General features: G+C 66.3%; 27 protein-coding genes. 16 read left to right on the forward strand and 11 right to left on the reverse strand.

Annotated elements, in window-relative coordinates; translation table 11 throughout:
- The first annotated feature begins 95 nt into the window (after nucleotides 1-95).
- The gene (locus tag IEV83_RS08755) at nucleotides 96-863 is read left to right on the forward strand and encodes a GntR family transcriptional regulator (protein WP_181760920.1); all 768 of its coding nucleotides are present in this window, start codon (nucleotides 96-98) and stop codon (nucleotides 861-863) included.
- A gap of 43 nt (nucleotides 864-906) precedes the next feature.
- On the opposite strand, the gene IEV83_RS08760 is transcribed toward IEV83_RS08755, so the two are convergent.
- Complete coding sequence (locus IEV83_RS08760; protein WP_181760919.1) at nucleotides 907-1578, reverse strand: thiamine diphosphokinase; 672 nt, start codon at nucleotides 1576-1578, stop codon at nucleotides 907-909.
- 163 nt (nucleotides 1579-1741) lie between these two features.
- Between IEV83_RS08760 and IEV83_RS08765 the strand changes: the two genes are divergently transcribed.
- A complete protein-coding gene (locus IEV83_RS08765) occupies nucleotides 1742-3085 on the forward strand; it encodes an NAD(P)H-dependent oxidoreductase (RefSeq protein ID WP_181760918.1) in 1344 nt (447 codons plus the stop codon).
- A 29-nt stretch (nucleotides 3086-3114) separates the two neighbouring features.
- On the opposite strand, the gene IEV83_RS08770 is transcribed toward IEV83_RS08765, so the two are convergent.
- Together IEV83_RS08770 and IEV83_RS08775 are read right to left on the reverse strand one after the other, a co-directional pair.
- Entirely contained in the window at nucleotides 3115-4497 is a 1383-nt protein-coding gene (locus IEV83_RS08770; protein ID WP_181760917.1) for an L-serine ammonia-lyase, read from the reverse strand.
- A 171-nt stretch (nucleotides 4498-4668) separates the two neighbouring features.
- On the reverse strand, nucleotides 4669-5403 hold the full coding sequence (locus IEV83_RS08775; protein WP_181760916.1) for a GntR family transcriptional regulator: 735 nt from the start codon (nucleotides 5401-5403) through the stop codon (nucleotides 4669-4671).
- Nucleotides 5404-5617: 214 nt separating this feature from the next.
- Between IEV83_RS08775 and kynU the strand changes: the two genes are divergently transcribed.
- The 8 genes from kynU to IEV83_RS08815 all read left to right on the forward strand — a co-directional run bounded on the left by kynU (nucleotide 5618) and on the right by IEV83_RS08815 (nucleotide 13086).
- Nucleotides 5618-6853 (forward strand): kynureninase, encoded by a 1236-nt coding sequence (gene kynU / locus IEV83_RS08780; RefSeq protein WP_209003056.1) that lies wholly within the window; start codon nucleotides 5618-5620, stop codon nucleotides 6851-6853.
- The gene (gene kynA, locus IEV83_RS08785) at nucleotides 6850-7704 is read left to right on the forward strand and encodes a tryptophan 2,3-dioxygenase (RefSeq protein WP_181760915.1); all 855 of its coding nucleotides are present in this window, start codon (nucleotides 6850-6852) and stop codon (nucleotides 7702-7704) included. The genes kynU and kynA overlap by 4 nt, the downstream gene beginning before the upstream one ends.
- A 33-nt stretch (nucleotides 7705-7737) precedes the next feature.
- Nucleotides 7738-8364, forward strand: coding sequence for an arylformamidase (gene kynB / locus IEV83_RS08790; RefSeq protein WP_181760914.1), 627 nt, complete (start codon nucleotides 7738-7740; stop codon nucleotides 8362-8364).
- A gap of 78 nt (nucleotides 8365-8442) precedes the next feature.
- A complete protein-coding gene (locus tag IEV83_RS08795) occupies nucleotides 8443-9210 on the forward strand; it encodes an ABC transporter ATP-binding protein (protein WP_181760913.1) in 768 nt (255 codons plus the stop codon).
- Entirely contained in the window at nucleotides 9211-9918 is a 708-nt protein-coding gene (locus IEV83_RS08800; protein WP_181760912.1) for an ABC transporter ATP-binding protein, read from the forward strand. It begins immediately after the preceding gene.
- A 5-nt stretch (nucleotides 9919-9923) separates the two neighbouring features.
- Nucleotides 9924-10796 (forward strand): branched-chain amino acid ABC transporter permease, encoded by an 873-nt coding sequence (locus IEV83_RS08805; RefSeq protein WP_181760911.1) that lies wholly within the window; start codon nucleotides 9924-9926, stop codon nucleotides 10794-10796.
- 13 nt (nucleotides 10797-10809) lie between these two features.
- Nucleotides 10810-11766, forward strand: coding sequence for a branched-chain amino acid ABC transporter permease (locus IEV83_RS08810; RefSeq protein ID WP_181760910.1), 957 nt, complete (start codon nucleotides 10810-10812; stop codon nucleotides 11764-11766).
- Between the two features lie 120 nt (nucleotides 11767-11886).
- Complete coding sequence (locus IEV83_RS08815) at nucleotides 11887-13086, forward strand: ABC transporter substrate-binding protein (protein WP_181760909.1); 1200 nt, start codon at nucleotides 11887-11889, stop codon at nucleotides 13084-13086.
- A 166-nt stretch (nucleotides 13087-13252) separates the two neighbouring features.
- Here IEV83_RS08815 and IEV83_RS08820 read toward each other — a convergent pair whose 3' ends face one another.
- Nucleotides 13253-13708: an Rrf2 family transcriptional regulator gene (locus IEV83_RS08820; RefSeq protein WP_181760908.1), complete on the reverse strand. Its 456-nt coding sequence runs from the start codon at nucleotides 13706-13708 to the stop codon at nucleotides 13253-13255.
- A 184-nt stretch (nucleotides 13709-13892) separates the two neighbouring features.
- On the opposite strand from IEV83_RS08820, the gene IEV83_RS08825 reads away from it, so the two are divergent.
- The 5 genes from IEV83_RS08825 to IEV83_RS08845 are packed head-to-tail and all read left to right on the forward strand — an operon-like array spanning nucleotide 13893 to nucleotide 17669.
- The gene (locus IEV83_RS08825) at nucleotides 13893-14516 is read left to right on the forward strand and encodes a TetR/AcrR family transcriptional regulator (protein ID WP_209003057.1); all 624 of its coding nucleotides are present in this window, start codon (nucleotides 13893-13895) and stop codon (nucleotides 14514-14516) included.
- Nucleotides 14516-15334, forward strand: coding sequence for an enoyl-CoA hydratase/isomerase family protein (locus IEV83_RS08830; RefSeq protein ID WP_181760906.1), 819 nt, complete (start codon nucleotides 14516-14518; stop codon nucleotides 15332-15334). Before IEV83_RS08825 ends, IEV83_RS08830 begins: the two co-directional genes overlap by 1 nt.
- A gap of 22 nt (nucleotides 15335-15356) precedes the next feature.
- Complete coding sequence (locus IEV83_RS08835; RefSeq protein ID WP_181760905.1) at nucleotides 15357-16925, forward strand: AMP-binding protein; 1569 nt, start codon at nucleotides 15357-15359, stop codon at nucleotides 16923-16925.
- Complete coding sequence (locus IEV83_RS08840) at nucleotides 16912-17310, forward strand: MaoC family dehydratase (RefSeq protein WP_181760904.1); 399 nt, start codon at nucleotides 16912-16914, stop codon at nucleotides 17308-17310. Before IEV83_RS08835 ends, IEV83_RS08840 begins: the two co-directional genes overlap by 14 nt.
- Entirely contained in the window at nucleotides 17307-17669 is a 363-nt protein-coding gene (locus IEV83_RS08845) for a hotdog family protein (protein ID WP_181760903.1), read from the forward strand. The genes IEV83_RS08840 and IEV83_RS08845 overlap by 4 nt, the downstream gene beginning before the upstream one ends.
- Before the next feature lie 115 nt (nucleotides 17670-17784).
- Here IEV83_RS08845 and IEV83_RS08850 read toward each other — a convergent pair whose 3' ends face one another.
- The 7 genes from IEV83_RS08850 to IEV83_RS08880 all read right to left on the reverse strand — a co-directional run bounded on the left by IEV83_RS08850 (nucleotide 17785) and on the right by IEV83_RS08880 (nucleotide 24030).
- Entirely contained in the window at nucleotides 17785-17997 is a 213-nt protein-coding gene (locus tag IEV83_RS08850) for a cold-shock protein (RefSeq protein ID WP_181761975.1), read from the reverse strand.
- Nucleotides 17998-18270: 273 nt separating this feature from the next.
- Nucleotides 18271-19071: an alpha/beta fold hydrolase gene (locus IEV83_RS08855; RefSeq protein WP_181761976.1), complete on the reverse strand. Its 801-nt coding sequence runs from the start codon at nucleotides 19069-19071 to the stop codon at nucleotides 18271-18273.
- Complete coding sequence (locus IEV83_RS08860; protein WP_181762007.1) at nucleotides 19068-20126, reverse strand: branched-chain amino acid ABC transporter permease; 1059 nt, start codon at nucleotides 20124-20126, stop codon at nucleotides 19068-19070. Before IEV83_RS08860 ends, IEV83_RS08855 begins: the two co-directional genes overlap by 4 nt.
- A gap of 9 nt (nucleotides 20127-20135) precedes the next feature.
- Entirely contained in the window at nucleotides 20136-21164 is a 1029-nt protein-coding gene (locus IEV83_RS08865) for a branched-chain amino acid ABC transporter permease (protein ID WP_181761977.1), read from the reverse strand.
- Nucleotides 21161-21886, reverse strand: coding sequence for an ABC transporter ATP-binding protein (locus tag IEV83_RS08870; RefSeq protein ID WP_181761978.1), 726 nt, complete (start codon nucleotides 21884-21886; stop codon nucleotides 21161-21163). The genes IEV83_RS08865 and IEV83_RS08870 overlap by 4 nt, the downstream gene beginning before the upstream one ends.
- A complete protein-coding gene (locus IEV83_RS08875; RefSeq protein WP_181761979.1) occupies nucleotides 21879-22694 on the reverse strand; it encodes an ABC transporter ATP-binding protein in 816 nt (271 codons plus the stop codon). The genes IEV83_RS08870 and IEV83_RS08875 overlap by 8 nt, the downstream gene beginning before the upstream one ends.
- Nucleotides 22695-22848: 154 nt before the next feature.
- A complete protein-coding gene (locus IEV83_RS08880; RefSeq protein ID WP_181761980.1) occupies nucleotides 22849-24030 on the reverse strand; it encodes a substrate-binding domain-containing protein in 1182 nt (393 codons plus the stop codon).
- Between the two features lie 314 nt (nucleotides 24031-24344).
- On the opposite strand from IEV83_RS08880, the gene IEV83_RS08885 reads away from it, so the two are divergent.
- On the forward strand, nucleotides 24345-24686 hold the full coding sequence (locus IEV83_RS08885; protein WP_181761981.1) for a BA14K family protein: 342 nt from the start codon (nucleotides 24345-24347) through the stop codon (nucleotides 24684-24686).
- Nucleotides 24687-24848: the final 162 nt, after the last annotated feature.

A 24848-nucleotide genomic window follows, 5' to 3' on the forward strand; every position in this document is an offset into this window, starting at 1 on the left:
TATTGGTAGCATGACAGTTTGCGCCAGTGGTTCCGGCGATCTCGTCGGACGGCGTTGCCGATCTTGGGGGCAGGACAGCCATGCAGAACGGGGGAATGGCCGGAGGCGCAGCGGCGTTTCTCTCGGCGGAAAACTGGCCGGCACCGGCCAGCGGGCCGTTGTATCTTCAGGTCAAACGCCGGCTCGAAGAGGCGGTCGCGAGCGGCATTGTCGCCCCGGGCGATGCCTTGCCCTCGGAGCGGGAAATCGCCAGCCTTGCCGGCATTTCGCGGGTCACCGTCCGCCGGGCGGTGCAGGAGCTGGTGAAGGAAGGGGTGCTGCTGCAACGGCAGGGCTCGGGCACCTTCGTCGCGCCGAAGGTGGAGCGGGTCGAGCAATCCCTGTCGCATCTGACGAGCTTTTCCGAGGACATGGCCCGGCGCGGCAAGACGACCACCGCGCAGTGGCTGGAACGGGGCGTTTTCGAACCCTCGCCGGAAGAAACGGTGGTGCTTGGGCTGTCACCGGGCGACCGGGTGGCGCGGCTGAGTCGGCTGCGGGTCGCCGATGGGGTGCCGCTGGCAATCGAGCGGGCGGTGCTGGCCACCGCCATGTTGCCGGATCCCGAAGGGGTGGAAAATTCCCTCTATGAGGCGCTGGACAAGGTCGGCAATCGGCCGGTGCGGGCGATCCAGCGGATCTCGGCGCAGACCCTTGGCGAGGAGGCGGCCCGTCTGCTCGACGCGCCGGTTGGCGCGGCGGCCCTGCGCATCGAGCGGATTTCCTATCTCGCCAGCGGCCGGGTGGTGGAGCACACAACCTCGACCTACCGGGGCGATGCCTATGATTTCGTCGCGGAGCTGCGCTTGCGGCAGCCGCGTTGATCGCCGCGCGGCTCTGAAGCCGGGGAGGGGCGAGTACCCCCCCTCAGACCGTGCCTGCCGCGTCCGTGTCATACGGGCGGGCGATCAGCAGCGCCTTGCCGGCCTCCAGGCCGACGGACAGCGGCGCTTCCGTCTCGGCCAGGATCTTGTTCGACAGGGTCAGAGTGTCGCCGAGGGGAACGTCGCGCCGGGAGAGCGGCCAGTGCACCCCCTCCAGCGTCAGGCCGGTGAGATCCGACAGGGCAAGCACCGAGAACAGGCTGTTGGCCGGCAGGTCGAACGACTGACTGCCCGGCGTCAGTGGCCAGGCTTCCTCCAGACCGCTGGTCATCAGCACACTGATGCCGCGCTCCCGCACGGCCATGCCGAGCAGAAGGTTCTGCATCGCATGGTCCGAGCGCTCGCCGCCAAGGGCGCCGGCGATCACCAGCCGGGTCGCGCCTCGCTCCAGCGCCGCCTCCACCGCAAGTGCCCCATCGGTCATGTCCTTGGCCGGGGGATGGGCCTCGCGCGGGATATGCTCCCAGGTCGATTGCAGACCGGCCGGGCTGGAATCGAAATCGCCGACCCACAGCTCCGGCAGTAGCTCCAGCACGCCGGCATGGCGGATCCCGCCGTCGGCGGCGATGGCGGGAAGCCCGGCGACCTGGCGCAAAAGCCGGTCGGTGAGGGTCAGATGGCCGCCAAGGAGAATCAGGAAAGGGGTGTCGTTCATGCGTTCAGGGCTCATGCTTGCTCTGGGATGAGGGCCGGTGCGCGGCGACCTGGCGCCGGGGAATAGGCGGTTCTGGGCGCGAATCCCGCGTTCGGCTGGCGCTGACGCCAGCGGGCCGGCACACTGGGGATAGTATATCCCAGAACGATATCAGGGGGGGAATATGAATCTGTCGCGGATGTTGCTGGAGCGGGAGGCGGAAGGCCGGCCGGTGCGGGTTGCCTTGATCGGGGCCGGGAAATTCGGCTCCATGTATCTGACCCAGGCGCGGCTGACGCGCGGGGTGCATATCGCGGCGGTGATCGACCTTGCCCCGGTGCGGGCGCGCGCGACCCTTGCCAGATGCGGCTGGCCGCAGGAGCAGGCCAAGGCACGCGATCTCGACGCGGCGGTGGCGACCGGGGCGACCTGGGTCTCCGACAACGCCGAGGCCGTTCTGGCCGATCCGCGCATCGATGTGGTGATCGAGGCGACCGGCGATCCGGCGGTCGGCATCCGCCACGCCCTCGCGGTGATCGGCGCCGGCAAGCATGTCATCATGGTCAATGTGGAAGCGGATGTGCTGGCCGGGCCGTTGCTGGCGGCACGGGCGGAGGCGGCGGGCGTCGTCTATTCGCTCGCCTGGGGCGATCAACCGGCGCTGATCTGCGAACAGGTGGACTGGGCGCGGACCTGCGGCTTCAAGGTGGTCTGCGCCGGCAAGGGCACCCGCTACCTGCCCGGCTATCACAGCCTGACACCGGAGACGGTGTGGGAGGTGCTCGGCCAGTATCTCAACATCACCGACCGCGCGAGCATCAACCCGAAGATGTTCAACTCGTTCCTGGATGGCACCAAGTCAGGCATCGAAATGACCGCCGTGTGCAACGCCACCGGCCTGGTCAGCCAGCCGGACGGGCTCGCCTTCCCGCCGGCCAGCCGGTTCGAACTGGCCGATGTGTGCAAGCCGGGCGAGGAGGGCGGAACGCTGGCGCTCTCCGGCACGACCGAGGTGGTGTCCTCGCTGACCCGGGACGGCAAGGACATTCTCCATCATCTGGCGATGGGCACCTTCGTGGTGATCGAGGGCGAGACCGACTACGCGCGGCAGTGCTTCCGTGAGTATCACATGCTGGAGGACGCCAGCGGCCGGTTTGCCGCGCTCTACCGGCCAACGCATATGATCGGCATGGAGCTTGGGGTGTCCGTTGCCTCGGCGGCGCTGCGCGGCGAGCCGACCGGTGCCCCGCGCGGCTTCGTCAGCGATGTGGTGGCCACCGCCAAACGGGCGCTGAAAGCCGGCGAAATGCTCGACGGGGAGGGCGGGGCGACGGTCTGGGGCAAGCAGCAGCCCGCCACCACTTCGCTCCGCGAAGGCTATCTGCCGCTCGGGCTGGCCGCCCATGTGGCACTGCGCCGGGACGTGGCGGAAGGGGCGGTGCTCACCTGGGAGGACGTGGTCATCGACCCGGAAGCGGAGGCGGTACGCATCCGCCGGGAGATGGAAGCCCGCTTCGCCCCGAGCTGAGACACAGGCGCGCGTCGGCGGGGCGCCGGTCAGCAGGCGACCACGTTGACCGCCAATCCGCCCTTTGAGGTCTCCTTGTACTTGTCGGTCATGTCGAGGCCGGTCTGGCGCATCGTCTCGATGCAACTGTCGAGCGGCACGAAATGGGTGCCGTCGCCGCGCAGCGCCAGCGAGGCGGCGGTCACCGCCTTGACCGCGCCAAGCGCGTTGCGCTCGATGCAGGGCACCTGCACCAGCCCGCCGATCGGATCGCAGGTCATGCCCAGATGGTGCTCCAGCGCGATCTCGGCGGCGTTTTCCACCTGGGCGTTGCTGCCGCCGAGGGCCGCGCACAGCCCCGCCGCCGCCATCGCCGAGGCCGAACCGACCTCGCCCTGGCAACCGACCTCCGCGCCGGAGATCGAGGCATTGGCCTTGATGATGCCGCCGATGGCCGCCGCCACCAGGAGGAAGGTGCGGATACCGGAGCCGCAGCCGTCCGGGCAATGGTCGAGGTAGTAGCGGATCACCGCCGGGATCACCCCGGCGGCGCCATTGGTCGGCGCGGTGACCAGCGACCCGCCGGCGGCGTTTTCCTCGTTGACCGCCATGGCGTAGACGCCGAGCCAGTCCATCACCGTGTGCTGGAAGGGCCGGTTCTTGCCGGCGTCACCGAGGAGCTTTTGATGAATGGCACGGGCGCGGCGCTTGATCTTGAGCCCGCCGGGCAACTCGCCCTCCAGCGATAGCCCGCGTTCCAGGCAGGCGTTCATGGCGCGCCAGATCCGGTCAAGCCCCTCATCGAGATCGCCATCGGGATCGCGCGCCTCCTCGTTCGCCCGTTTCATCGCCTCGATCGACAGGCCGCTGGCCTCGCCCATCTGCAGCATTTCCGCCGCGCTGCGGAAGGCGAAGGGGGCTCGCTCGTCATTGGTTCGCGGCATCAGGTCGTTCTGCCGCTCAAGCTCCTCGGCGGTGGCGACGAACCCGCCGCCGATGGAATAGACGGTCTCTTCCAGCAGCGTCTCCCCCTCCGGGCCAAGGGCGCGGAAGATCATGCCATTGGCATGGGCCGGCAGCGGCGGGCCGTAGTCGAATACCAGATCGGTCTCAGGGTCGAAGGCAATGCCGCCGATGCCCTCCACCATCACCCGCTTGTCCCGCTGCAGCCGCTCCATTTCCCCCTCGATGCAGGCGGGGTCGATCGTCGCCGGGTCATGGCCGGCCAGGCCGAGGCAGATCGCCCGATCGCTGGCATGCCCCTTTCCGGTGAAGGCAAGCGAGCCGTGCAGCGAGGCGGTGATCCGGGCCGGCTTCAGGCCCTTGCTGCGCAGATCGTCGAGAAAGCGGCCGGCGGCGACCATCGGTCCCATGGTGTGCGAGGACGACGGACCGATGCCGATCTTGAAGATATCGAAAACGCTGATGAACACATGTCCCTCCCAGAACGTGTCTGCAGCTTTTTTCGCCCTCGGCACCTCCACACTAGGGGCGGCTGCTTGCGCGGGATCATGCCGCGCAAGCGATGGCGCGTCACCCGCAAACTGCCGATTGTCGCAATTGGCTCTTGGCGGCGTCGCATCTCGGCGACCCGAGGGCCGAAACTATCCGGCGGCCGGGCTGCCCCGGTCCTGCACGTCCTCAGGCCAGAGGAAGGCATAGACGGCGAGGGAAAAGCCGATGTGCTCGTTAAGAAGGGAAATGGCCCGGTCCGCGTCGCGGGCAAGGGTGGCTTCCATCAGCTCCGTGTGATGGGCAAGGCCGAGGGTGCGCTCGATCAGCGCCTGGAAGTGGCCGGCCGCCTCGCTGTCCATCTTGCGACGTGGCGCCGGGCCGCTGATCATGTGCCGGTGATGGCGGGTAAGCTGCTCCCGGATCTGATGCTGAAAGCCGGCCAGCCAGACGGAGCTGTCGCCGGCCAGAAGCGCATCGTGAAAGGCATCGTGACGGGCTTCCCACTGCGCGATCCTGTCGCCGGCCATCACCGGATCCGGTGGCGGGGTCTGCGCCAGAAGGTAATGGGCGGCGACAACCTGGCCTTCCCACTCCGCACCGCCCGCCTCGATCGACCGGCGCAACAGGGTGCTTTCCACCGCGCGGCGAGCTTCCTGCAGGTCCACCAGCGAGGCGGCGGAGACCGGCGCCACCCGATAACCGCGATTGCGCTCCGAAATCACCAGCCGTTCCGCTTCCAGCCGTGACAGCGCCTCGCGCAAGGGGGTCCAGCCAAGGCCGTAGCGTTCGGTCAGGGTGGCCACCACCAACGGGGCGCCCGGCGCCAGCCGGCAGGACAGGATATCGCTTCGCAAACGGCTCAGAGCTTCGTCGGTCTTTGTCATCGCATGCCGTTTCCATGTGGCGCGGGGTGCACGTTCGCCGATGATAGTTCAGGAAAATACAATCGACATAATTATATATAATCCTTGCCGCCTGTCTTCCCCGTTGTTAGGCTGCCTTCGACATCCGGGAGGAACCTGGCGCAAATGCGCGGGTCGGATGCGGACCGTGTTGCCCTGATTTGCGATGGGCCGGTGATTGGGAGAGGCGATATCCATGATGGATGCGGTGAGCGCGCATGCGCGGACACTGGATGAGGGCAATCCGTTCGCGGCCCGGCGTGGCCGGTTCCGGTTGCCGGACGGGGTCATCTATCTCGACGGCAATTCGCTGGGCGTGCTGCCGGCGGCGGTGCCGGAGCGCATGCGCCAGGTGGTCGAGACCCAATGGGGCGAGAGCCTCATCCGCGCCTGGAACGAGCATGACTGGATCGACCTGCCGCAGCGTGTCGGCGACCGCATCGGCGCGCTGATCGGCGCGGCGCCGGGAACGGTCACCGCCGGAGACAGTACCTCGATCAATGTGTTCAAGATGCTGGCGGCGGCGCTGTCCCTGCGCCCGGAGCGCAAGGTCATCCTCTCCGACAACGGCAACTTCCCGACCGATCTTTATGTGGCGCAAGGGCTGCGCGACCTTCTGGACAAAGGCCATGAGCTGAAGGTGGTCGCCCCGCAGGAGGTGGAGGCCGCGCTCGACGACACCGTGGCGGTGATGATGCTGACTGAGGTCGATTATCGCACCGGCCGCCTGCATGACATGGCCGGACTGACCCGCAAGGCCCATGCTGTCGGCGCGCTGACCCTTTGGGATCTGGCTCATTCCGCCGGCGCGCTGCCGGTCGATCTTGGCGGCGCCGGGGCGGATTTCGCGGTCGGCTGCGGCTACAAGTATCTGAACGGCGGTCCCGGCGCGCCGGCCTTCCTTTATGTCGCGCCCGAGCATCAGCCGAGGATCGCCGCGCCGCTGACCGGCTGGATGGGCCACGAGGCGCCCTTCGCCTTCGATCTCGACTACCGTCCGGCCCCTGGGGTCGATAAGATGCGGGTCGGCACGCCGCCGATCCTGTCGCTCTCAGCGCTCGATGCGGCGCTCGATGAATTCGACGGCGTCGACATGGCGGCCCTGCGGGCGCAGTCGGTCAGCCTCAGCGAATTGTTCATTGCCGAGGTGGAGCGGCGCTGCGACGGGCTCGAACTGGTCAGCCCGCGCGATCATGCCCGGCGCGGCAGCCAGGTGTCGTTCCGCTTCGAGCATGGTTACGCCCTGATGCAGGCGTTGATCGACCGGGGGGTGATCGGCGACTTCCGGGCGCCGGATGTGGTCCGCTTCGGCTTCACGCCGCTTTATCTCAGCCATGAAGATGTGCTCCGAGCTTGTGAGATCTTGGAGGACATCGTGGCGACCCGGTCCTGGGACCAGCCAAGGTTCCACAAGCGGGCGAAGGTCACATGAGCGGCAAGGGGGAAGCTATGGAACCGTTCGATCCGGCGCGCGATGGCGCGCAGATGGCCTTCGATGGCCGCATGTCCTATGGCGACTACCTGTCGCTGGACAAGATTCTGGATGCGCAAAAGCCGCTGTCCGAGGCCCATGACGAGATGCTGTTCATCATCCAGCATCAGACCTCGGAACTGTGGATGAAGCTGGCGATCCATGAGCTGGTCGCCGCCAAGGCACGCATCGCCAATGACGATCTGCCGCCGGCCTTCAAGATGCTGACCCGCGTTGCCCGGATCTTCGAGCAGCTTACTGGCGCCTGGCAGGTGCTGCGGACGATGACCCCGTCCGAATACACCGAATTCCGCGATGACCTCGGCCAGTCCTCCGGCTTCCAGTCGTATCAGTACCGGGCAATCGAGTTTCTGGCCGGCAACAAGAACGCGGCGATGCTGCGTCCGCATCAGCACGTGCCGGAAACCTACCAGTGGCTCGACGGTCTGCGCCACGAGACCAGCATCTATGACGAGGCGTTGCGGCTGCTCGCCCGCTCCGGCTTGGCCGTCGATCCGGCGGTGCTGGAGCGCGACCTGGCCGCGCCCTACCAGCGCGATGCCAGCGTCCATGCGGCCTGGCTGGCGGTCTACCGTGACCCGGGCAAATACTGGGCGCTTTACGATCTGGCGGAAAAGCTCGTCGACTTCGAGGATTACTTCCGCCGCTGGCGTTTCAATCATGTCACCACGGTGGAGCGGGTGATCGGCTTCAAGCGCGGCACCGGTGGTACCTCGGGCGTTTCCTACCTGCGGCGCATGCTGGATGTGGTGTTGTTCCCTGAGCTGTGGGACATTCGCGCCGATCTTTGAAGCCGGCATGGTTTTCGCCGACGAGGAGCCTGCATGTCGCAGCTGATTGACATCACACCGCCACTGGCGCCCGGTGCCGCCGTTTTTCCCGGCGATGCGCCCTATCGGGTGGACAAGACCTTTCAGATCGGCCCGGGCTGTCCGGTCAACGTGACCTCCGTGTCGCTCTCCACCCATTGCGGTGCTCATGCGGATGCGCCCTTGCACTACAGTGCCGAGGGCGTTCCCATCGACCGGGTGCCGCTGGAGGATTTCATCGGTCCGGCCCGTCTGATCGACGCGCGCGGCGACGGGCCGCTGTGCCGGCCGGAGGAGTTGCTGCCGCATCTGGATGATGTGCCGCCACGGGTGCTCTTGCGTCTGGCCGATACACTCGACCCGATGCGCTGGCCGGAAGGGTTTCGCGCGCTGGCGCCGGAGACGGTCGATCTTCTGGCAGAGCGGGGTGTCCGGCTGGTGGGCGTCGACGTGCCCTCGGTCGATCCGGAAACCTCCAAGGAGCTGCCCGCGCATATGGGCTTTTTGCGTCATGACATGCGAATCCTGGAAAACCTTGCCCTCCGAGAGGCGGAATTCGGGGATTATGAGTTGATCGCGCTGCCGTTACGGCTAGAAGGGCTGGATGCCGCGCCGGTGCGCGCGATATTGCGGCGGGTATGAGCGGCGCGAAGCCGCCAGAAGAAGAGCCCAACAGGCATTGACGTTGCGCTAGGCGCAACCAGCGGGGGGAGAGGCAACATGCTGGAAGTAGACCAGCTTGTGATGAGCTACGGCGGGTTCCGCGCGGTGGACAATTGCTCGCTGTCCGTGACGGAGGGCAGCATCACCGGCTTGATCGGCCCGAACGGCGCCGGCAAGACCACATTGTTCAATCTGGTGGCCGGGGCGTTTCCGCCGTCCTCCGGTCGGATCCGCTATCTCGGCGAGGACATCACCGGGCTCAGCACCGACCGGCGGTTCCATCTCGGTCTGGTGCGCACCTTCCAGATCCCGCACGAGTTCCATCGGCTCACCGTCATGGAAAACCTGATGATGGTGCCGCCGCATCAGGCCGGCGAGACGCTTCTCGCCAACTGGCTGACCTTTGGCAAGGTGCGCCGGAACGAGGAGGAGGTGCGCCAGCGGGCCGAGGAAACCCTTGCCTTCCTTGAACTGGAGCATGTGGCCGAGGAGCGGGCCGGAAATCTCTCCGGCGGTCAGAAGAAGCTGCTGGAGCTGGGCCGGACCATGATGACCGATGCCCGGTTGGTGCTGCTCGACGAGCCGGCGGCCGGCGTCAACCGGACGCTTTTGCGCAAGCTGGAAGAGAAGATCGCGATCCTCAACAAGGAGCGCGGCTACACCTTCATCCTCATCGAGCATGACATGGAGATGATTGAGAAGCTGTGCCACCCGGTGATCTGCATGGCCGAGGGGCGGGTGCTGATCGAGGGGGACTTTGCCACCGTGCGTGCCGATGAGCGGGTGCTGGAAGCCTATCTCGGCGAAACCGTGGGAGCCGCCTGAATGAAACCGCTTTTGCAGATGACCGATCTTCATGGCGGCTATGGCGACGCCAACATCCTGCATGGGGTCAACCTTCATGTGGCGCCGGCGGAAATCGTCGTCATCGTCGGGCCGAACGGTGCCGGCAAGTCGACGGCGATGAAGGCGATCTTCGGTCTTTTGAAGATCCGCGGCGGTTCGGTGACCGTCGGCGGGGTCGACATCACCGGCTGGGAGCCGAACCGGATTGTCGAGGCGGGCGTCTGCTACGTGCCGCAGGTCGACAATGTGTTCCGCGAAATGACCGTGCATGAAAACCTGGAAATGGGCGCCTTTCTGCGCTCCGGTGATCTGTCCGCCGCCTATGATCGGGTCTACGGCCTGTTCCCGGACCTGAAGGAACGGCGCAAGGCGCTGGCCGGCAACCTGTCCGGCGGCCAGCGGCAGATGGTGGCGATGGGCCGCGCCCTGATGCTGGAGCCGAAGATCCTGCTGCTCGACGAGCCGACCGCCGGCCTGTCGCCGAAATACATGGAGCAGATCTTCCAGATCAGCCGGGATGTGCGCGACACCGGCGTCGCCATCCTCTTGGTGGAACAGCACGCCAAGCAGGCGCTGGCTTTCGCCGATCGCGGCTATGTGCTCGCCTCGGGCTGCAACCGGCACGAGGGCACGGGCGCGGATCTTCTGGCCGACCGCGACGTCGCCGACATGTTCCTCGGAGGGTGATGGGGATGGGCGCTCTGGAAATCATCAACTTCTATCTCGTGCCCGGCCTCGTGGTCGGCTCGATCTACGCGCTGGGCGCGGTCGGCATCACGCTGGTCTTCGCCATCCTGCGCTACGCGCATCTGGCCCATGGCGATCTGGCAACGCTCGGTGCCTTCCTCGGGCTCGGGCTGGTGACCGCGCTCGGCATCTCGCCCTATCTCGCCCTGACGGCGGTGATGGCGCTGACGGCGGTGGTCGCGGTCGGCATCGACAGGGTATTCTACGACTATCTGCGCGAGAGGCCGAAGATCGTCACGGTGATGGCCTCGCTCGGCATCGCCCTGATGGTGCGGGCGATTGTCCAGATGGTATGGGGCGTGGATTCGCAGACCTACACCCGGGGTATCGTCCGGCCGGAAAACTGGTTCGGCATCCGCGTGCGCGACCGGGAACTGATCACCATTGTGGCGATGATCGTGCTGGTGGTCGCCCTGCAGCTCTTCCTGCAGCGCAGCAAGTGGGGCAAGGCCATGCGTGCCATGTCCGACAATCCGGATCTGGCGCTGCTGTCGGGTGTCGACAACGGCAAGGTGGTGACGATCACCTGGGTGATCGTCGGTGGGCTCTGCGCCGCCGCCGGCCTGTTCCTGGGGCTCAATTTCGAGCTCAAGGCGATGATGGGCTGGTCGATGCTGCTGCCGATGTTCGCCGCCGCGATCCTGGGCGGTGTCGGCCGGGTGGAGGGCGCTGTGCTTGGCGGCCTGATCGTCGGCGTGGCGGAGGAGATGTCGACGCTGTTCCTGCCGACCGAATACAAGGCGGCGACCGCCTTTGCGATACTGCTGCTGATGCTGCTGGTGCGCCCGACCGGGCTGCTGCGCGGCAAGGTGCTTTAGGGAGGACGGCGCGATGGAATGGATCGGATTTGCCAACTACGCCGTCTTCATGGCGATCTTCATCTGCATCTATGCCCTGCTGTCGCTGGGGCTGAACATCCAGTGGGGCTTCACCGGCCTCTTCAATGCAGGCATCGCCGGCTTCTTCGCCGTCGGTGCCTATACCTCGGCGGTGCTGACCTCGCCGGCGGCGGATGGGCGCCTTGGCGGCTTCGACCTGCCGTTCTGGGTGGGCTGGATCGGCGCGATGGTGGCGGCGGCGCTGATCGCCTGGCCGATCGGCAAGATCTGTCTGCGCTTTCGCTCCGACTATCTGGCGATTGCCACCATCGGTGTTGCCGAGATCATCCGTCTGGTGATCAAGTCGGAGGACTGGCTGACCAATTCCGCCCGGGGCATTACCGATATTCCGCGCCCGCTGGGCGATCTGTCCTACACCATGTCGCAGCTGGCCTATCTGGGGATCGTCATGGCCATCCTGCTCGTTGCCTATCTGATGGTCGAGCGGCAGATCGCCTCGCCCTGGGGGCGGATGATGCGGGCGATCCGCGACAATGAGGATGCGGCGCGAGCGATGGGCAAGGACGTGCCCTATCGCCGTCTGGAGGCGTTCATCTTCGGCTCGGCGCTGATGGGACTGGGCGGCGCGCTGTTCGCCCATTTCAACCGCAGCATCACCCCGGAGGCGATCGACCCGATGGTCGCGACCTTCCTGGTGTGGATCATGCTGATCCTCGGCGGCTCGGGCAACAACCGGGGGGCGATCCTCGGTGTCGCGGTGGTCTGGATCATCTGGTCCCTATCGGAAATCGTTACCGATCAGTTCCCGCATGAATACGCGGTCAAGGCCAAGTACCTGCGGATTTTCCTGATCGGCTTGATGCTGCAACTGGTGCTGCGGTTTCGCCCCGAAGGGCTGTTGCCCGAGGCGAGCGGGGAACGCAAACCGGTGGGAAAACCAAGCGATTGAGGCTTGTGGGGAGGCGGCATTTGGGTTGAGACTGCGGGTTCAGAACAAGCCCGGTCAACGGGGTTTGCAGAAGGCACGCAGCCGGGTGGCTGTGTGCCAGGATAAGGTGGAGGTATTCCAATGAAACTGTTTCAGACCGCCATTGCCGCGGCGCTTCTCGGCGCCACCGCGCTGGCCGCGCCGGCGCATGCGGATGTCAAGATCGGCCTGATCGGCGGCGTGACCGGCCCGATCGCCGCGATGGCTCCCCCGATGATCGCCAGCGCCCAGCTCGCCATCGACCAGGTCAATGCGAACGGCGGGGTTCTCGACGGCCAGAAGCTGATCGGCGTCGTCGGCGACAGCGCCTGCAACCCGCAGAACGGCACCGATGCGGCCACCAAGGCCGTCAACATCGAAGGCGTCGTCGCCATCGTTGGCCCGCATTGCTCGGGCGCGGTGCTGGCGGTTGCCAACTCCGTCACCGTGCCGGCCGGCATCGCCATCATCACCCCGTCGGGCACCTCGCCGGAGATCACCAGCCTTGACGACAAGGACACGGTGTTCCGTACCGTGCCCTCCGATGACTATCAGGGCCGGGCACTGGCCCGCACCTTGCTGGACCGGGGCACCAAGAAGGTGGCCGTCGCCTATCTGAACAACGATTATGGCAAGGGCCTGGCCGAGGCGTTCAAGTCCGAATTCGAGGCCAAGGGCGGCGAGATCGCCGGCTATGCCGCGCATGAGGGCGAGAAGGCTTCTTACCGGTCGAACCTTGCCGAACTCGCCTCCGGCGGTGCCGATACCCTGGTGATCCTCGACTATGGCGATGGCTCGGGCCTGACCCTGTTGCGTCAGGCGCTGGAAAACGGCTTCTTCGAGAACTTCGTCGGCGCCGACGGCATGAAGTCGGACGCGACCTTCAAGGAGCTGGGCGCGGAAAACCTGACCACCTTCGTCGCCTCCTCGCCGGTCGGCGAGAAGTCCGAGGCGCTGGAGATGTTCAACAAGGCCTTCAGCGAGGCGGGCGGCGACCCGAGCGCCATTTTCGTGACCACCTCCTATGACGCGGCCTTCCTGATGGCGCTGGCGGTCGAAAAGGCCGGCGGTGACAAGACCAAGGTGGCCGCGGCCATGCGCGAGATTTCCAGCGGTTCGGGCGAGACGATCCTGCCGGGCGAATGGGCCAAGGCGAAGGAGCTGATCGCCGCCGGCAAGGCCATCGACTACAAGGGCGCGGCCGGCGATCACAACTTCGATGAAAAGGGCGATGTGCCCGGTGCCTATGCGCTGTTCAAGGTCGGCGCGAATGGCTTTGAGATGATCGGCGAAATGAAGTAAGGGCCGGGCGGCGCCACGCCGCCCTGTCTCCCGCTTGCCGGAAAAGGGCGGGCGAGAAACACGTGCGGCGGCGTCCTTCGGGATGCCGCCGCTCTTGTTTGGCTGGTGCCGAAAATCCGGACGGGAAGGCGATCCGTCAGCCCGCAATACGATAGGCCGTTGCCGCTCAGGCGGTGGCGCTGATTTCCGGCGGCATCTTCAGCAGGAAGCGGATTTCACTGCGGTCCTCGGCAAGCTCGGCGATGGTATGCGCATCGAGCACGTTCATGAAGGCTTCCAGCGCTTCGTGCAGCAAGCCGTTGAAGCCGCAGGAGGTGATCAGCGGGCAGTCCTTGCGCCCGGATTCAAAGCACTCGGCGAGGAGGAAACTCTCCTCGGCGGCGCGGACCACGGCGCCAACGGTGATTTCTTCGGCCGGGCGGGCAAGCACGAGACCGCCGTTGCGCCCGCGAATGGTGCGCACGAAGCCGTTGCTGACCAGCACCTTGAGGATCTTGAACAGATGCGCCTCGGACATCTCGAAGCTGGCCGCGACATCCGCGACCCGGCTCGGGGTGTCCGGATTGGCCGCACAATAGATCAGGGTGCGGACCGCGTAATTGGTCTGTTGTGTAAGGCGCATGTCCCTAGATAGGCGCGCCCGGCGTCCCGCGTCAACGGGCTTGCGCGGGAAAACAGGAGTTTTTCGTTCAGCTATTTGGCGTTCGGCGCAAAATACCGCGACTTTCCGCCCTTCGTGCCCCGGAGCTTGCATCTGAGGTGAAAAACATGAATAGTGATTCATAATTCATGTTGGGAGGATGAAGATGGCAGAGACCGGGACACCGGCGAAAGACCAGACTGGCCGGGAGCCGAAAACCGCGCGTGGGGAAGCGACCCGCCGGGCGATTCTCGGCGCGGCCGAGAAAGTCATCGGTCGCCAGGGCTTCAACGAGGCGTCCATCGGTTCGATCACCCGCGAGGCGGGCGTCGCCCAGGGCACATTCTACATCTACTTTTCCAGCAAGGATGAGGTGTTCTCCGAACTGGTCGCCGAGATGGGGCGGATGCTGCGCCATGTCATCAGCGAGGCGACCGGCGGCATGGCGGATCGGCTGGAGGCGGAGCGGGAGGGCCTGCGCGCGTTTCTGACCTTCGTTGCCTCCCATCCCGAACTGTACCGGATCGTGCAGGAGGCGCAATTCGTCGATCCCGACGCCTATCGGGCCTATTTCCGAACCTTTGCCGAAGGCTACCGGCAGGGCCTGGCCGAGGCGGCCGAGGCCGGAGCGATCCGGCCGGGCGATGCCGATGTCAGGGCCTGGGCGCTGATGGGCATTGCCCGTGCCCTTGGCGAGTATTCCGTGGTGTTCGGCGACACCACGCCGATCGATGAGGTGGTCGACATCGCCCATGATCTCATCGTCGATGGTTTGAGGAAGCGATCCTGATGGCCGATCTCGTTCATTTTCACCGCGAAGATGATGTCGTCACCCTGACCCTCGACCGTCCGGGGCGCGGCAATGCACTGGTGCCCGAACTGCTCGCCGCACTGCGCGGCGGATTGGCGCGGGCCTCGCAGGAAGCGCCCGCCGCGCTGGTTCTGGCCGGCAAGGGGCGGGCCTTTTCCGCCGGCGGCGATGTGGCCGCCTTTCACGAGCATGCCGGCGACCGGGATGAGTTGCTGCGCTATGCCGCCGAGGTGGTCGGCGAACTGAATGGCGCGATCCTCGATCTGCTCGCCTTTCCCGCGCCGGTGCTTGCCGCCGTCAACGGCGCGGTGACCGGCGGCTCCACCGGCCTGGTGCTTGCCTCCGACATGGTCGTGATGAGCGAGCGGGCCTTCCTTCAGCCCTACTACGGCGAGATGGGCTTTGCGCCCGATGGCGGCTGGACCGCGCTGCTGCCCGAGCGCATCGGCGCCGCGCGGGCGCTCGAAGTGCAGTATCTGAACGCGCGTCTGTCGGCACCCGCCTGCCGCGATCTCGGGGTGGCCAGCACCGTCTGCGCCGCCGAGGCGCTGGCGGCGACCGTGGCCGAGCGGCTGGCGACGCTCCGCCGCATGGATCGCGAGACCCTGCGCACCACCCGCGCCCATGTGTGGAGCGAGCCGCGCCGGGCACAGGTCGCGGCAGCGCTGGAGGAGGAGCGGCAGGCGTTCCTGAGGCTGGTGGTCCGGCCGGAAACGCTGGCGCGGATGGAGACGTTTCTCGGGCGGGAGAGTGCCGCGGGTAGCGCCGCCAAGGCGCAGACCCAACAGCAAGTGTAACGGTCTTTTGGGGGGACGGGATATGGAGTGGCTCACCGATATGGCGGCGAAGCGGGCGGAACTGAGCCCCGACCGCGTTGCCTTTGTCGATCATGAAACCGGGGCGGAGCTGACCTTCGCCGATGTGGAGGCGCGGGCGAACCAGATGGCCCGGGCCTTGAGGATGCTCGGCGCGGCCGCCGGCGACCGGGTGGCGGTTCTCTGCCACAACCATCCGGACTTCTTCGTTCTGTTGTTCGCGGCCCAGAAAAGCGGCGTCATCCTGCTGCCGCTCAACTGGCGCCAGCCGGCGGTGGAACTGGCCCCGACCGTGACCCGCTCTGGCGCGCGGCTGCTGATGCATGACAGCGCCTGTGGCGCGACGGCGCGGGCGCTTGCCGAAAGCTGCGGTCTGACGCCGGTCGGTTTTGCCGATGCAGCGGGCGAAGGCGGTGAGGCGGCTGCCACCGATTTCGAGGCGCTGTTGCGTGATGCCGATCCGGCGCCGTTCGGCGATGGCCGGATCCCCGCGTCCGCCCCCTGGTATCTGCTGGCCACCTCCGGTACCACCGGTGAGCCGAAGCTGGTGGTCCAGACCGCGCGCATGGCCTGGGCCAATGCGGTCAACTATACCCAGGCGACCGGCATCACCGCTGGCGACTGCACCGTCAATTACCTGCCGCTGTTTCACACCGCCGGCATCAATCTGATGTCGATGCCGCTGTTCCTGACTGGCGGCACATCCATCGTGCTGCGCCGCTTCGATGTGGCGGTGGTTTTGCGGCTGATCGGCGAGAAGCGGCTGACGGCGTTTTTTGGCGTGCCAGCAATCTATCAGGCCTTGTCGCTCGATCCGGCGTTCGAGACGACGGATTTCTCCGCCGTCCGCAGTCTCGGTTGTGGCGGTGCGCCGATGCCGGCGCCGCTGCTGCGCACCTATCTGGCGCGGGGTGTCACGGTCTGCAACGGCATGGGCATGACCGAGACCGGGCCGACCGTGTTTCTCGCCGATCCGCAGCGGGCGCCGGAAAAGATCGGGTCCGTCGGCAAGGCACAGATATTGGCCGAGGTGCGGCTTGTGGGGATCGACGGTGCGGTGGTAACCGGCGCCGGGGCCGGCGAATTGCAGATCCGTGGGCCGGGGGTGACGCCTGGATACTACGAAAATCCGGAGGCAACCCGCGCCGCGTTCACCGAGGATGGCTGGCTGCGCTCCGGCGATGTCGCCGCGCGGGATGCAGATGGCTATTTCGCCATCGTCGACCGGATCAAGGACATGTATATCTCCGGCGGCGAGAACGTTTATCCGGCTGAAGTTGAGCGGGTTCTGGTCACCCATCCGGCGATCCTCGATGCGGTGGTGGTCGGCGTGGCCGATGCCCGCTGGGGCGAGGTGGGGGCGGCCTATCTGATCCCGCGCCCGGGCGAGCGGATCGAGGAGGCGGCGCTGGTCGCCTGGTGCCGCGAGCGGCTGGCCGCCTACAAGGTGCCGCGTCATATCGCGGTGGTCGACGACCTGCCGCGCACCGCTGCCGGCAAGGTGCAGAAGCACGTGTTGAAACACGCACATGAAGAGCAGAAGGAGGGGGCGTGCGGTGATGGCGAACGCTGACGTGACAGCGGTTGGAGAGGGGCTGGAAAGCCGCTGGCGTCCGACCCAGGCGGATTTCGACCGGTTCGCGGCGATCTCTGGCGATGACAACCCGATCCATGTGGATCCGGAGTTTTCCGCCCGGACCCGGTTCGGGCGCACCGTCTCGCACGGGATGCTGCTCTACTCCCGGGTCTGGGCGCTGATCCGGGCGACCTGGCCGGGCCGGCACCTGCTGCAGGAGCTGATGTTCCCCAACCCCGCCTATGCGGAGGAGGAGCTGGTGATCGCCTTGACACCCACCGCCGCGAACCCGCGCTTGCTGGAGGTCAGCGTCCGCCGGGCGGCGGATGGGGCCATCGTGCTGCAGGGCAAATGCGAACTGGATGAAGGGGCGGGCCGATGATCGAACTGGGACAGAGCGCGGAGCTGGAGCGTGTCTATCCGCGCGAGCAAGCGGCTGATTTCGCCGACCTCGCCGGGCTCGATGCGGTGCCGGACAGCGTGCCCGAGCCCTTGATCGGCGGGCTGTTTTCCTACCTGCTTGGCGTCAAGCTGCCCGGCTTCGGCACCAACTACCTGAAGCAGGAAATGCGTTTTCTCGGCGCTGCCGCCTTCGACACGCCGCTGATCGCCCGGGTGACGGTGACCCGGCTGCGCCCGGAAAAGCATCTGGTCGATCTGGAAACGGTCTGCGAGACCCGGGACGGTACGCGGGTCTGTGAGGGCCGGGCGCTGGTCTATGTGGAGGATGTCGGCGCCTGACGGCGTCGTCATTCAGGACCGGCGATCCGGGCGCGTTGTCTGGTGCGACGCTGCCACAAACAAAAACGCCGCCGGCAAGCCGGCGGCGTTTCCAAAACCGGAGGTCCGGTTAAGCTCAGTCGAGCGCGAGCTGCGCGGCCTGCAGGCCACGGCCGCGACGGTCTTCTTCCGTCACGAAGGTGAGGGTCGTGCCCTCGGCCGGAACGGCAATGCCCGAACGCTCGAAAGCGGTGATGTGCACGAACACATCCTTGCCACCTTCCGCCGGGGTCACAAAGCCGAAGCCGCGATCGTGGTTGAAGAACTTGAGGGTACCTGTCTGGCGCATGGGGAAACTCCTGTCCCGTAGTCAGTCTAAGTGTAAAGAGCGCAAGTAAGCGCGCTTGCTTGCGCGAGCGTGGCATTCAGAAACGGGAAAGGCAGTTCTGTTCGACAGAACCGGCCGTTGTGACCGGGAAGGCGCCGCATACCGAAACTTTCTTAACCGGGTTCGAATTTTCAAGCCCGCTGATGTTGGACCCACATCCAACGTGGACACTATAAGTCAATCGGGTCAACTCGGCAAGCGTTCTGCTCGGTTGCCGCACGGGACTTCGCCCTTTTACCGGGTGGCGAGGCCGCTCAGGAGGGCATTGAAAGCGTCCGCCTCCTCCAGATGCGGGGCGTGGCCGGAGCGGAAAAAGGGGGCGATCCGGGCGCTCGGCAGGCGGCTTTGCTGCCAGCGCGCCGCCCGGCTGTCGTAGAGCTGGCTCTTGCCGCCAGGCGCCAGCACCACCGGAATGTCGATCGCCGGCAGCAAGGCCCGGAAGTCCTGGGCCGTCAGCGAGGCCCACATGGCCGCCAGCGCCGCCGGGTCGGCTTTGCGCATCTCCTGCTCGGCGTGTCGGATCAGCGGGCTGGCCGGGTCGAGATCGGCAGCGAAGGTCTTCAGGGCGGTGGGCCGGACCAGCGCCGGCCATTGCTTTTCCAGCGCCCGGAGGAAGACCGCGTTGCGCCGGGCATCGAGGTCGCTCAAGGTGCCAAGGTCCCAGTCGGGGCCGTTCAGCACCTTCGGCGACATGTCCTCCACCACCAGCGCGGCAAGACGGTCCGTGCCGTGGCGCTCGATCAACGACCAGGCGACGAGCGCGCCCATGGACCAGCCATGCAGAACGACCTCGTCGAGTCCCTCGGCCGCAATCCGCGCCATCACCGCATCCGCCGCCGCCTCGATGGTGAAAGGGCGGACGGCGCGGCTTTCGCCATGGCCGGGCAGGTCCGGCGCCAGCACCAGGGTTTCCCGTCCCAGCGTTGTCAGTTGCGGCTCCATGAAGCCGCCGTGGCAGGACCAGCCATGCAGGAGCACGACCGGCCGCTTGCCCGCCGCAAGTTGGCCGCGGCGCCTTATGTGAAGATCGCTCACCGGCGGCTCCGCAGCCGGCCGACGACCCCGTCGGGAAAGAAATAGACGGAGAGGATGAACAGCATCCCGAGCCACATGAGCCAGCGTTCCGGCGCCACCAGCAGCGGGATCAGCGGCAGCGCCTCGGTGGCGTGTTCGGCGCTGGCCATCAGGGTCTGCAGATAGGTCTGGGCGAGAATGAACAAGGTGGCGCCGATCACCGCCCCGTACATGGTGCCCATGCCGCCGATCACCACCATCAAGAGAATGTCGATCATGATTTCCATCGACAGGGTGGTCGCCGGCCCGGTGTAGCGGATCCAGATCGCCAGCAGCGCACCGGCAAGGGCCGCCACGGCGGCGGAAAGCACCGTGGCGGTGGTGCGGTACCACACCACCCGGTAGCCGATCGCCTCGGCCCGGAAGCCATTGTCGCGCACCGCCTTCAGGGTCCGGCCGAAGGGGGAGTTGACGACCCTGAGCAGCCCGAGGAACAAGACCAGCGCGGAGAAGAACACCAGATAGTAGCAAAGCAGCCGGCCATTGATGCGCACGCCGAAGATCTTGCCATCCATCAGCTTAAAGGCGGGACCGAGTGCCCGGGGAATCCGGTAGGTGAGCCCGTCCTCGCCGCCGGTCAGCCCGGAGAGTTGCGAGACGAGAACGGCGAAGGCACTGGCGACCGCCAGGGTCACCATGGCGAAGAAGATCGCCTTCACCCGCAGCGAGAACAGGCCAATGGCCAGCGCCAGGGCAGCGGCAATCGCCGTGCCGCCGGCGGTGCCAAGCACGATGGCGGTGAAGCTCGGGCCGAGTGAGGAGAGTGCCAGCGCGGTGCCATAGGCGCCGATGCCGAAGAACATCGTGTGGGCGAAGGAGACGACGCCGGTATAGCCGAGCAGGAGGTCGTAGCTCGCCGCCAGCACGATGAAGATGCAGATGCGCGCCGCCGTATCGAGGGATTTGGTCCCGGGAAACAGGAACGGGGCGAAGGCAAGGCCGATCAGGATAAGTGCCAGCACCCCTGCCAGGAGGCGGCTTCGCGGTCGGTCGCCAGACAACAGCCGATTGATCATCATGGGCTCCTACTTCGCCTTGACCACGGGATAGAGCCCTTGCGGGCGCCACATCAGAACGCCGACCATCAGGGCGATGGTCGAGACCAGCGCCACCTTGGGGGCGAGAAAGGCCATGTAGTTGGAGAGAAGGCCGACCAGCAGCGCGCCGATGAAGCAGCCCTCGATGGAGCCCAGCCCGCCGATGATGACGACGACGAACACCAGCACCATGATTTCCGAGCCCATGTGCGCGGTGATGGTCTCCTGATAGAGCCCCCACATCACCCCGCCGAGGCCGGCAAGCGCGGACCCTGCCATGAACACCAGGAGGAACAGGCGGCGGATGCGGTAGCCGAGCGCCTCGACCATCTCGCCGTTCTCCACGCCGGCCCGGACCAGAAGGCCGACCCGGGTGGAGCGCAGCACATGGCGCATGGCGACGAACAGCACCAGCCCGACCGCGACGGCGAACAGCCGGTACTTCTCGATGGCCGCCTCGCCGAAGATCACCGCGCCCTGCAGCGAGGGCGGGCGGGAAAGGTGGATGGCATCCGGTCCCCAGATCACGTGAATGAGCTGCTGGGCGACGATCAACCCGCCCATGGTCACCAGGATCTGTTTCAGATGGTGGCCATAGACCGGGGCAACGATCACCCGCTCGAACATCAGCCCGATCCCGCCGGTCACCGCCATGGAGGCGAGGATGGCGAGAAACACGGCCAGAAGATTGAGCATCACGGCCGGGCTCTGGGTCCAGCCGGCGAGCCAGGCCAGCACGGTGAAGCCGACGAAGGCGCCGACCGAGACGAAGGCACCATGGCCGAAGTTGATCACATCCATCAGGCCGAACACCACGGTCAGGCCGGAGGCCATGATGAAGATCATCAGCCCCATGGCAAGGCCGGCGACGGTCAGCGTCAGCCAGGTGGCGCCATCGCCGATGGCGACAAGACCGAGCCCGGCGAGCACCGGCGCCAAAAGCAGCGGTGCGGCGGATTTCAGCCGTTCGGCGGGCGAGGCCGCGACGAGTTTCGGGCGGATCGCGGTCGAACTCATTGATGCACCTCCAGGCTCAATCCCATCAGCCGTTCCTGCAGACCGTTGTCGGCGGCAAGCTCGGCCATCGTGCCGGCGTGAACGATCCGGCCGTCATCCATCACGGCGACCGTGTCGCCGAGGCTTTTCGCCATCTGGAAATTCTGCTCCACCAGCAGGATGGTCGTTTCGGTTTCCTTGAGTTGGCGCAGGGCGTCGGTCATTGCCCGGATGATCGCCGGCGCCAGCCCCTTGCTTGGCTCGTCAATCAGGATCAGCTTGCGCGGCTCGATGATCGCCCGCGACACGGACAGCATCTGTTTCTGACCGCCCGACAGCGTGCCGGCCGGCCGGTCCCAGAAGGTGGCGATCGGCGGAAACAGCTCTTTGATCCAGGAAAGGCGCTGCGGGTCCATCGTCCCGCTCGCCGCCGCCAGCGTCATGTTCTCGCCAACCGTCAGGTCGGCGAAGATCCCCATGTTCTCGGGCACATAGGCAATACCGGCACGGGAGATCGCCGGCGTCGGCTGTCCGTCGATACGGGTGCCGTCAAAGTGGATCTCGCCCGCGCTCGGCGTCCACAGCCCCATGATGGAGCGCAAGGTGGTCGACTTGCCCGCGCCGTTGCGTCCCAGGAGCACGCTGACGCCGCCGCGCGGCACCTCAAGGTCGACACCCTGGAGAATGTGATAGGGGCCGATGTGGGTGTGCACACCGGCAAGACGAAGCAGGATGTCAGCCACGGGCCACCTCCTCGGTCGCGGTCTTTGCGCGGGCCTCCTCGGCGTCCTCGGGCGCGTTGCCGAGGTAGGCTTCCTGGACGATGGGCGATTTCATCACCTCGGCCGGGTCGCCATCGGCGACGAGCTGGCCGTTGTGCAGCACGATGATCCGGTCGGCGAGGCTGCGGATCACATCCATTTTGTGCTCCACCAGGAGGATCGTCCGGTCCCGGTCGTTTTTCAGCTCGCGAATGAGATCGAGAATCACCGGCACCTCGTCGACGCTCATGCCGGCGGTCGGCTCATCGAACATCAGCACCTGCGGCGCCAGGGCGATCATCATCGCCACTTCCAGCTTGCGCTGGTCGCCGTGGGGGAGAGCGGAGACCGGCTGGTCGGCCTGGTCGAGCAGCTGAACCTCGGCCAGCACATGCTCGGCCCGCTCGATCAGCTCCACATGACTGTCGGCGCGCGAAAACAGGTCGAAGCCGCGCCGCGCCTTTGCCTGAACCACCAGCCGCACGTTCTCGCGCACGCTCAAGGTGGGAAACAGGTTGGTGAGCTGGAAGGCCCGGCCGATGCCCCGGTCGCAGCGCTCGGGAACGCCAAGGCGGGTGATGTCCTCGCCATTCAGCGTGACCGTGCCGGAATAGGCGCGAAGCTGACCGGAGATCAGATTGAAATAGGTGGTCTTGCCGGCGCCGTTCGGGCCGACGATGGCCGTCAGCGTGCCGCGCTCGAAGGCGCAGCTCACCTGATCGACGGCGACATGTCCGCCAAAGCGGATCGTCAGGTCCTGGGTCGTCAGGACGGGAGCTTCAATCGCCACGGGAGGTCTCCGCAAGCAGCCGGCGGGCAGCGGGCCGGGAACGCGGACGGGCTGGTACCGCGCCGCGCCGGGCCGATGGCCGGGGTCGATATCGGATGGATGAAGAGGCGGACCGGACGGGGCAGGCGTCGCCGTCCGGTCCGATTGGCGGGGCTCAGCGCCCGTTGCGCACCGGAATGTCCATGTCCTCGATGGCCAGTTCGCGAACCAGCTCCGGAATGCCCCACTCCACCTCCGGGTCGACCCGGATCTTGAAGTGGTACATGGACTGCAGCGCCTGATGGTCCTCGGCGCGGAACACCATCTTGCCCTTCGGCGTCTCGAAAGCCATGCCTTCCATGGTCTCGATCAAGGCTTCGGTGTCGGTGCTGCCGGCGGTCTTGATCGCCTCGACCACGGCAATGGCAGCCGACATGCCACCGGCGGTGAAGAAGTCCGGCGGGGACTGGAAGCGGGCCTGATGCTCCTTCACCAGCCAGTCATTGGCCGGGTTCTGCGGAATGTCGTGGTAGTAGTAGGTGGCGCCTTCCATGCCGGGCAGGGCCTTGAAGGCCTTCATCGCGGCGAGGATGTTGCCGCCGGTGGCGATCTCGATGCCGAAACGCTCCGGCTCCATCGCCTTGATCTTGCCGATCGGATTGTTGCCGCCGGCCCAGATGATGAAGAGGAACTTGCGGCTCTCCTCGTCCTTCAGCGCATCGAACACCCGCTGGGCGCTGGCGGTGAAGTCCTGGGTGTCGGTCGGGGCGTATTCCTCGAACACCAGCTTCGCGCCGGTCTTCTCCAGTGCCTCGCGGAAGGCGGCAACGCCATCGCGGCCGAAGGCATAGTCCTGCGCCAGCGTGGCGATGGTCACCCCTTCCTTGCCGAGCGCGACCGCATTGGCGATGGCGTCCTGCGAGGAGTTGCGGCCGGTGCGGAACACATAGCGGTTCCAGTTCTCGCCGGTGATGCTGTCGGCCACCGCCGGCTCGACGATCAGGATCTTCTCATATTCCTCGGCGACCGGCAGCATGGCCAGGGCAACGCCGGAGGACACCGGCCCGACGGCAATGTCGACCTCGTCGTCGCCATAGGCCTCGGCCAGGGCGGCGCGGGCGATGTCCGGCTTGAGCTGGGTGTCCTTCTCGATGACGCTGATCTTGCGCCCGTCGATTTCCATGGTGCCACCGGTGGCATACTCCAGCCCCATCATGAAGCCGGTGTGGGACTGCTTGCCATAGGCTTCCAGCGCACCGGTCTTGCCATAGACATGGGCAATCTTGATGTCGTCGGCGAGGCCGGGTGCCGTGCCAAGGCCAAGGGCCAAGGCCGTTGCGGCGATGATGCGTTTCATGTCGCGTCTCCTCCCTGTCGGCGGCTCGGGTGGCGCCGTGGCGCGGGGCGCGCGGCCGGCGCGGAACTCTCCCCCATGTCCGCTCGCCTATATATGACGCATGATTCATGTTTCATGTCAAATCTCATGGCAGGCCGCGCGGCGGCTTCGGTGGCCGTTTTCCTCGCGCGCCGGGTGTTTGGCGGCAACCTGCGAAGGCGTGACGGCGGTCACAGAAGACGGTGGCCGCCCGGCCTAACCTTGTTTCATCAGCGCTGAGAACAGCGCCGGACAAGAAGAAGACGCGAAACCGGATCAACAGAGGGAACAAGGCGATGTACAGGAAATTTGCAGCAACCGGACTGGCGATTGCCCTGACGGCGGGCGCCGTTCTTGCTACCGCGACCACCGATGCCGAGGCGCGGCGCTGGCACCGCAACAACGGCTGGGCCGCCGCCGGCGGCTTCGTGGCCGGCGCGCTGATCGGCTCCGCCCTGAGCCAGCCACGCTACTACGAGCCGGCCCCGGTCTATGTGGAGCCGCGTCCGGTGCGCGGTGGCCGCTTCGAGCCCTGGACCCGGCCCTGGTACCGCTATTGCGCGGCCAAGTACCGCTCGTTCGACCCGTCCACCGGCTACTACCTGACCTATTCGGGGCGGTATCGCTTCTGCCGCTGACGGGGCGGGCGCCCTTGAAGGACGGGAAAAGGCCCGGCGATCCGCCGGGCCTTGAACTGCCGGCAAGGGCAAAGCCCCCGCCCTTGACCTCTGCTCGGCGTCATCCGGCCCCCGAGCCGGGATCGGGGAGCCAGAAGACAAGCGTTTCCAGCGAACAAAAGC

It is taken from the genome of Stappia taiwanensis (assembly GCF_014635285.1).
Lineage (GTDB): Bacteria > Pseudomonadota > Alphaproteobacteria > Rhizobiales > Stappiaceae > Stappia > Stappia taiwanensis.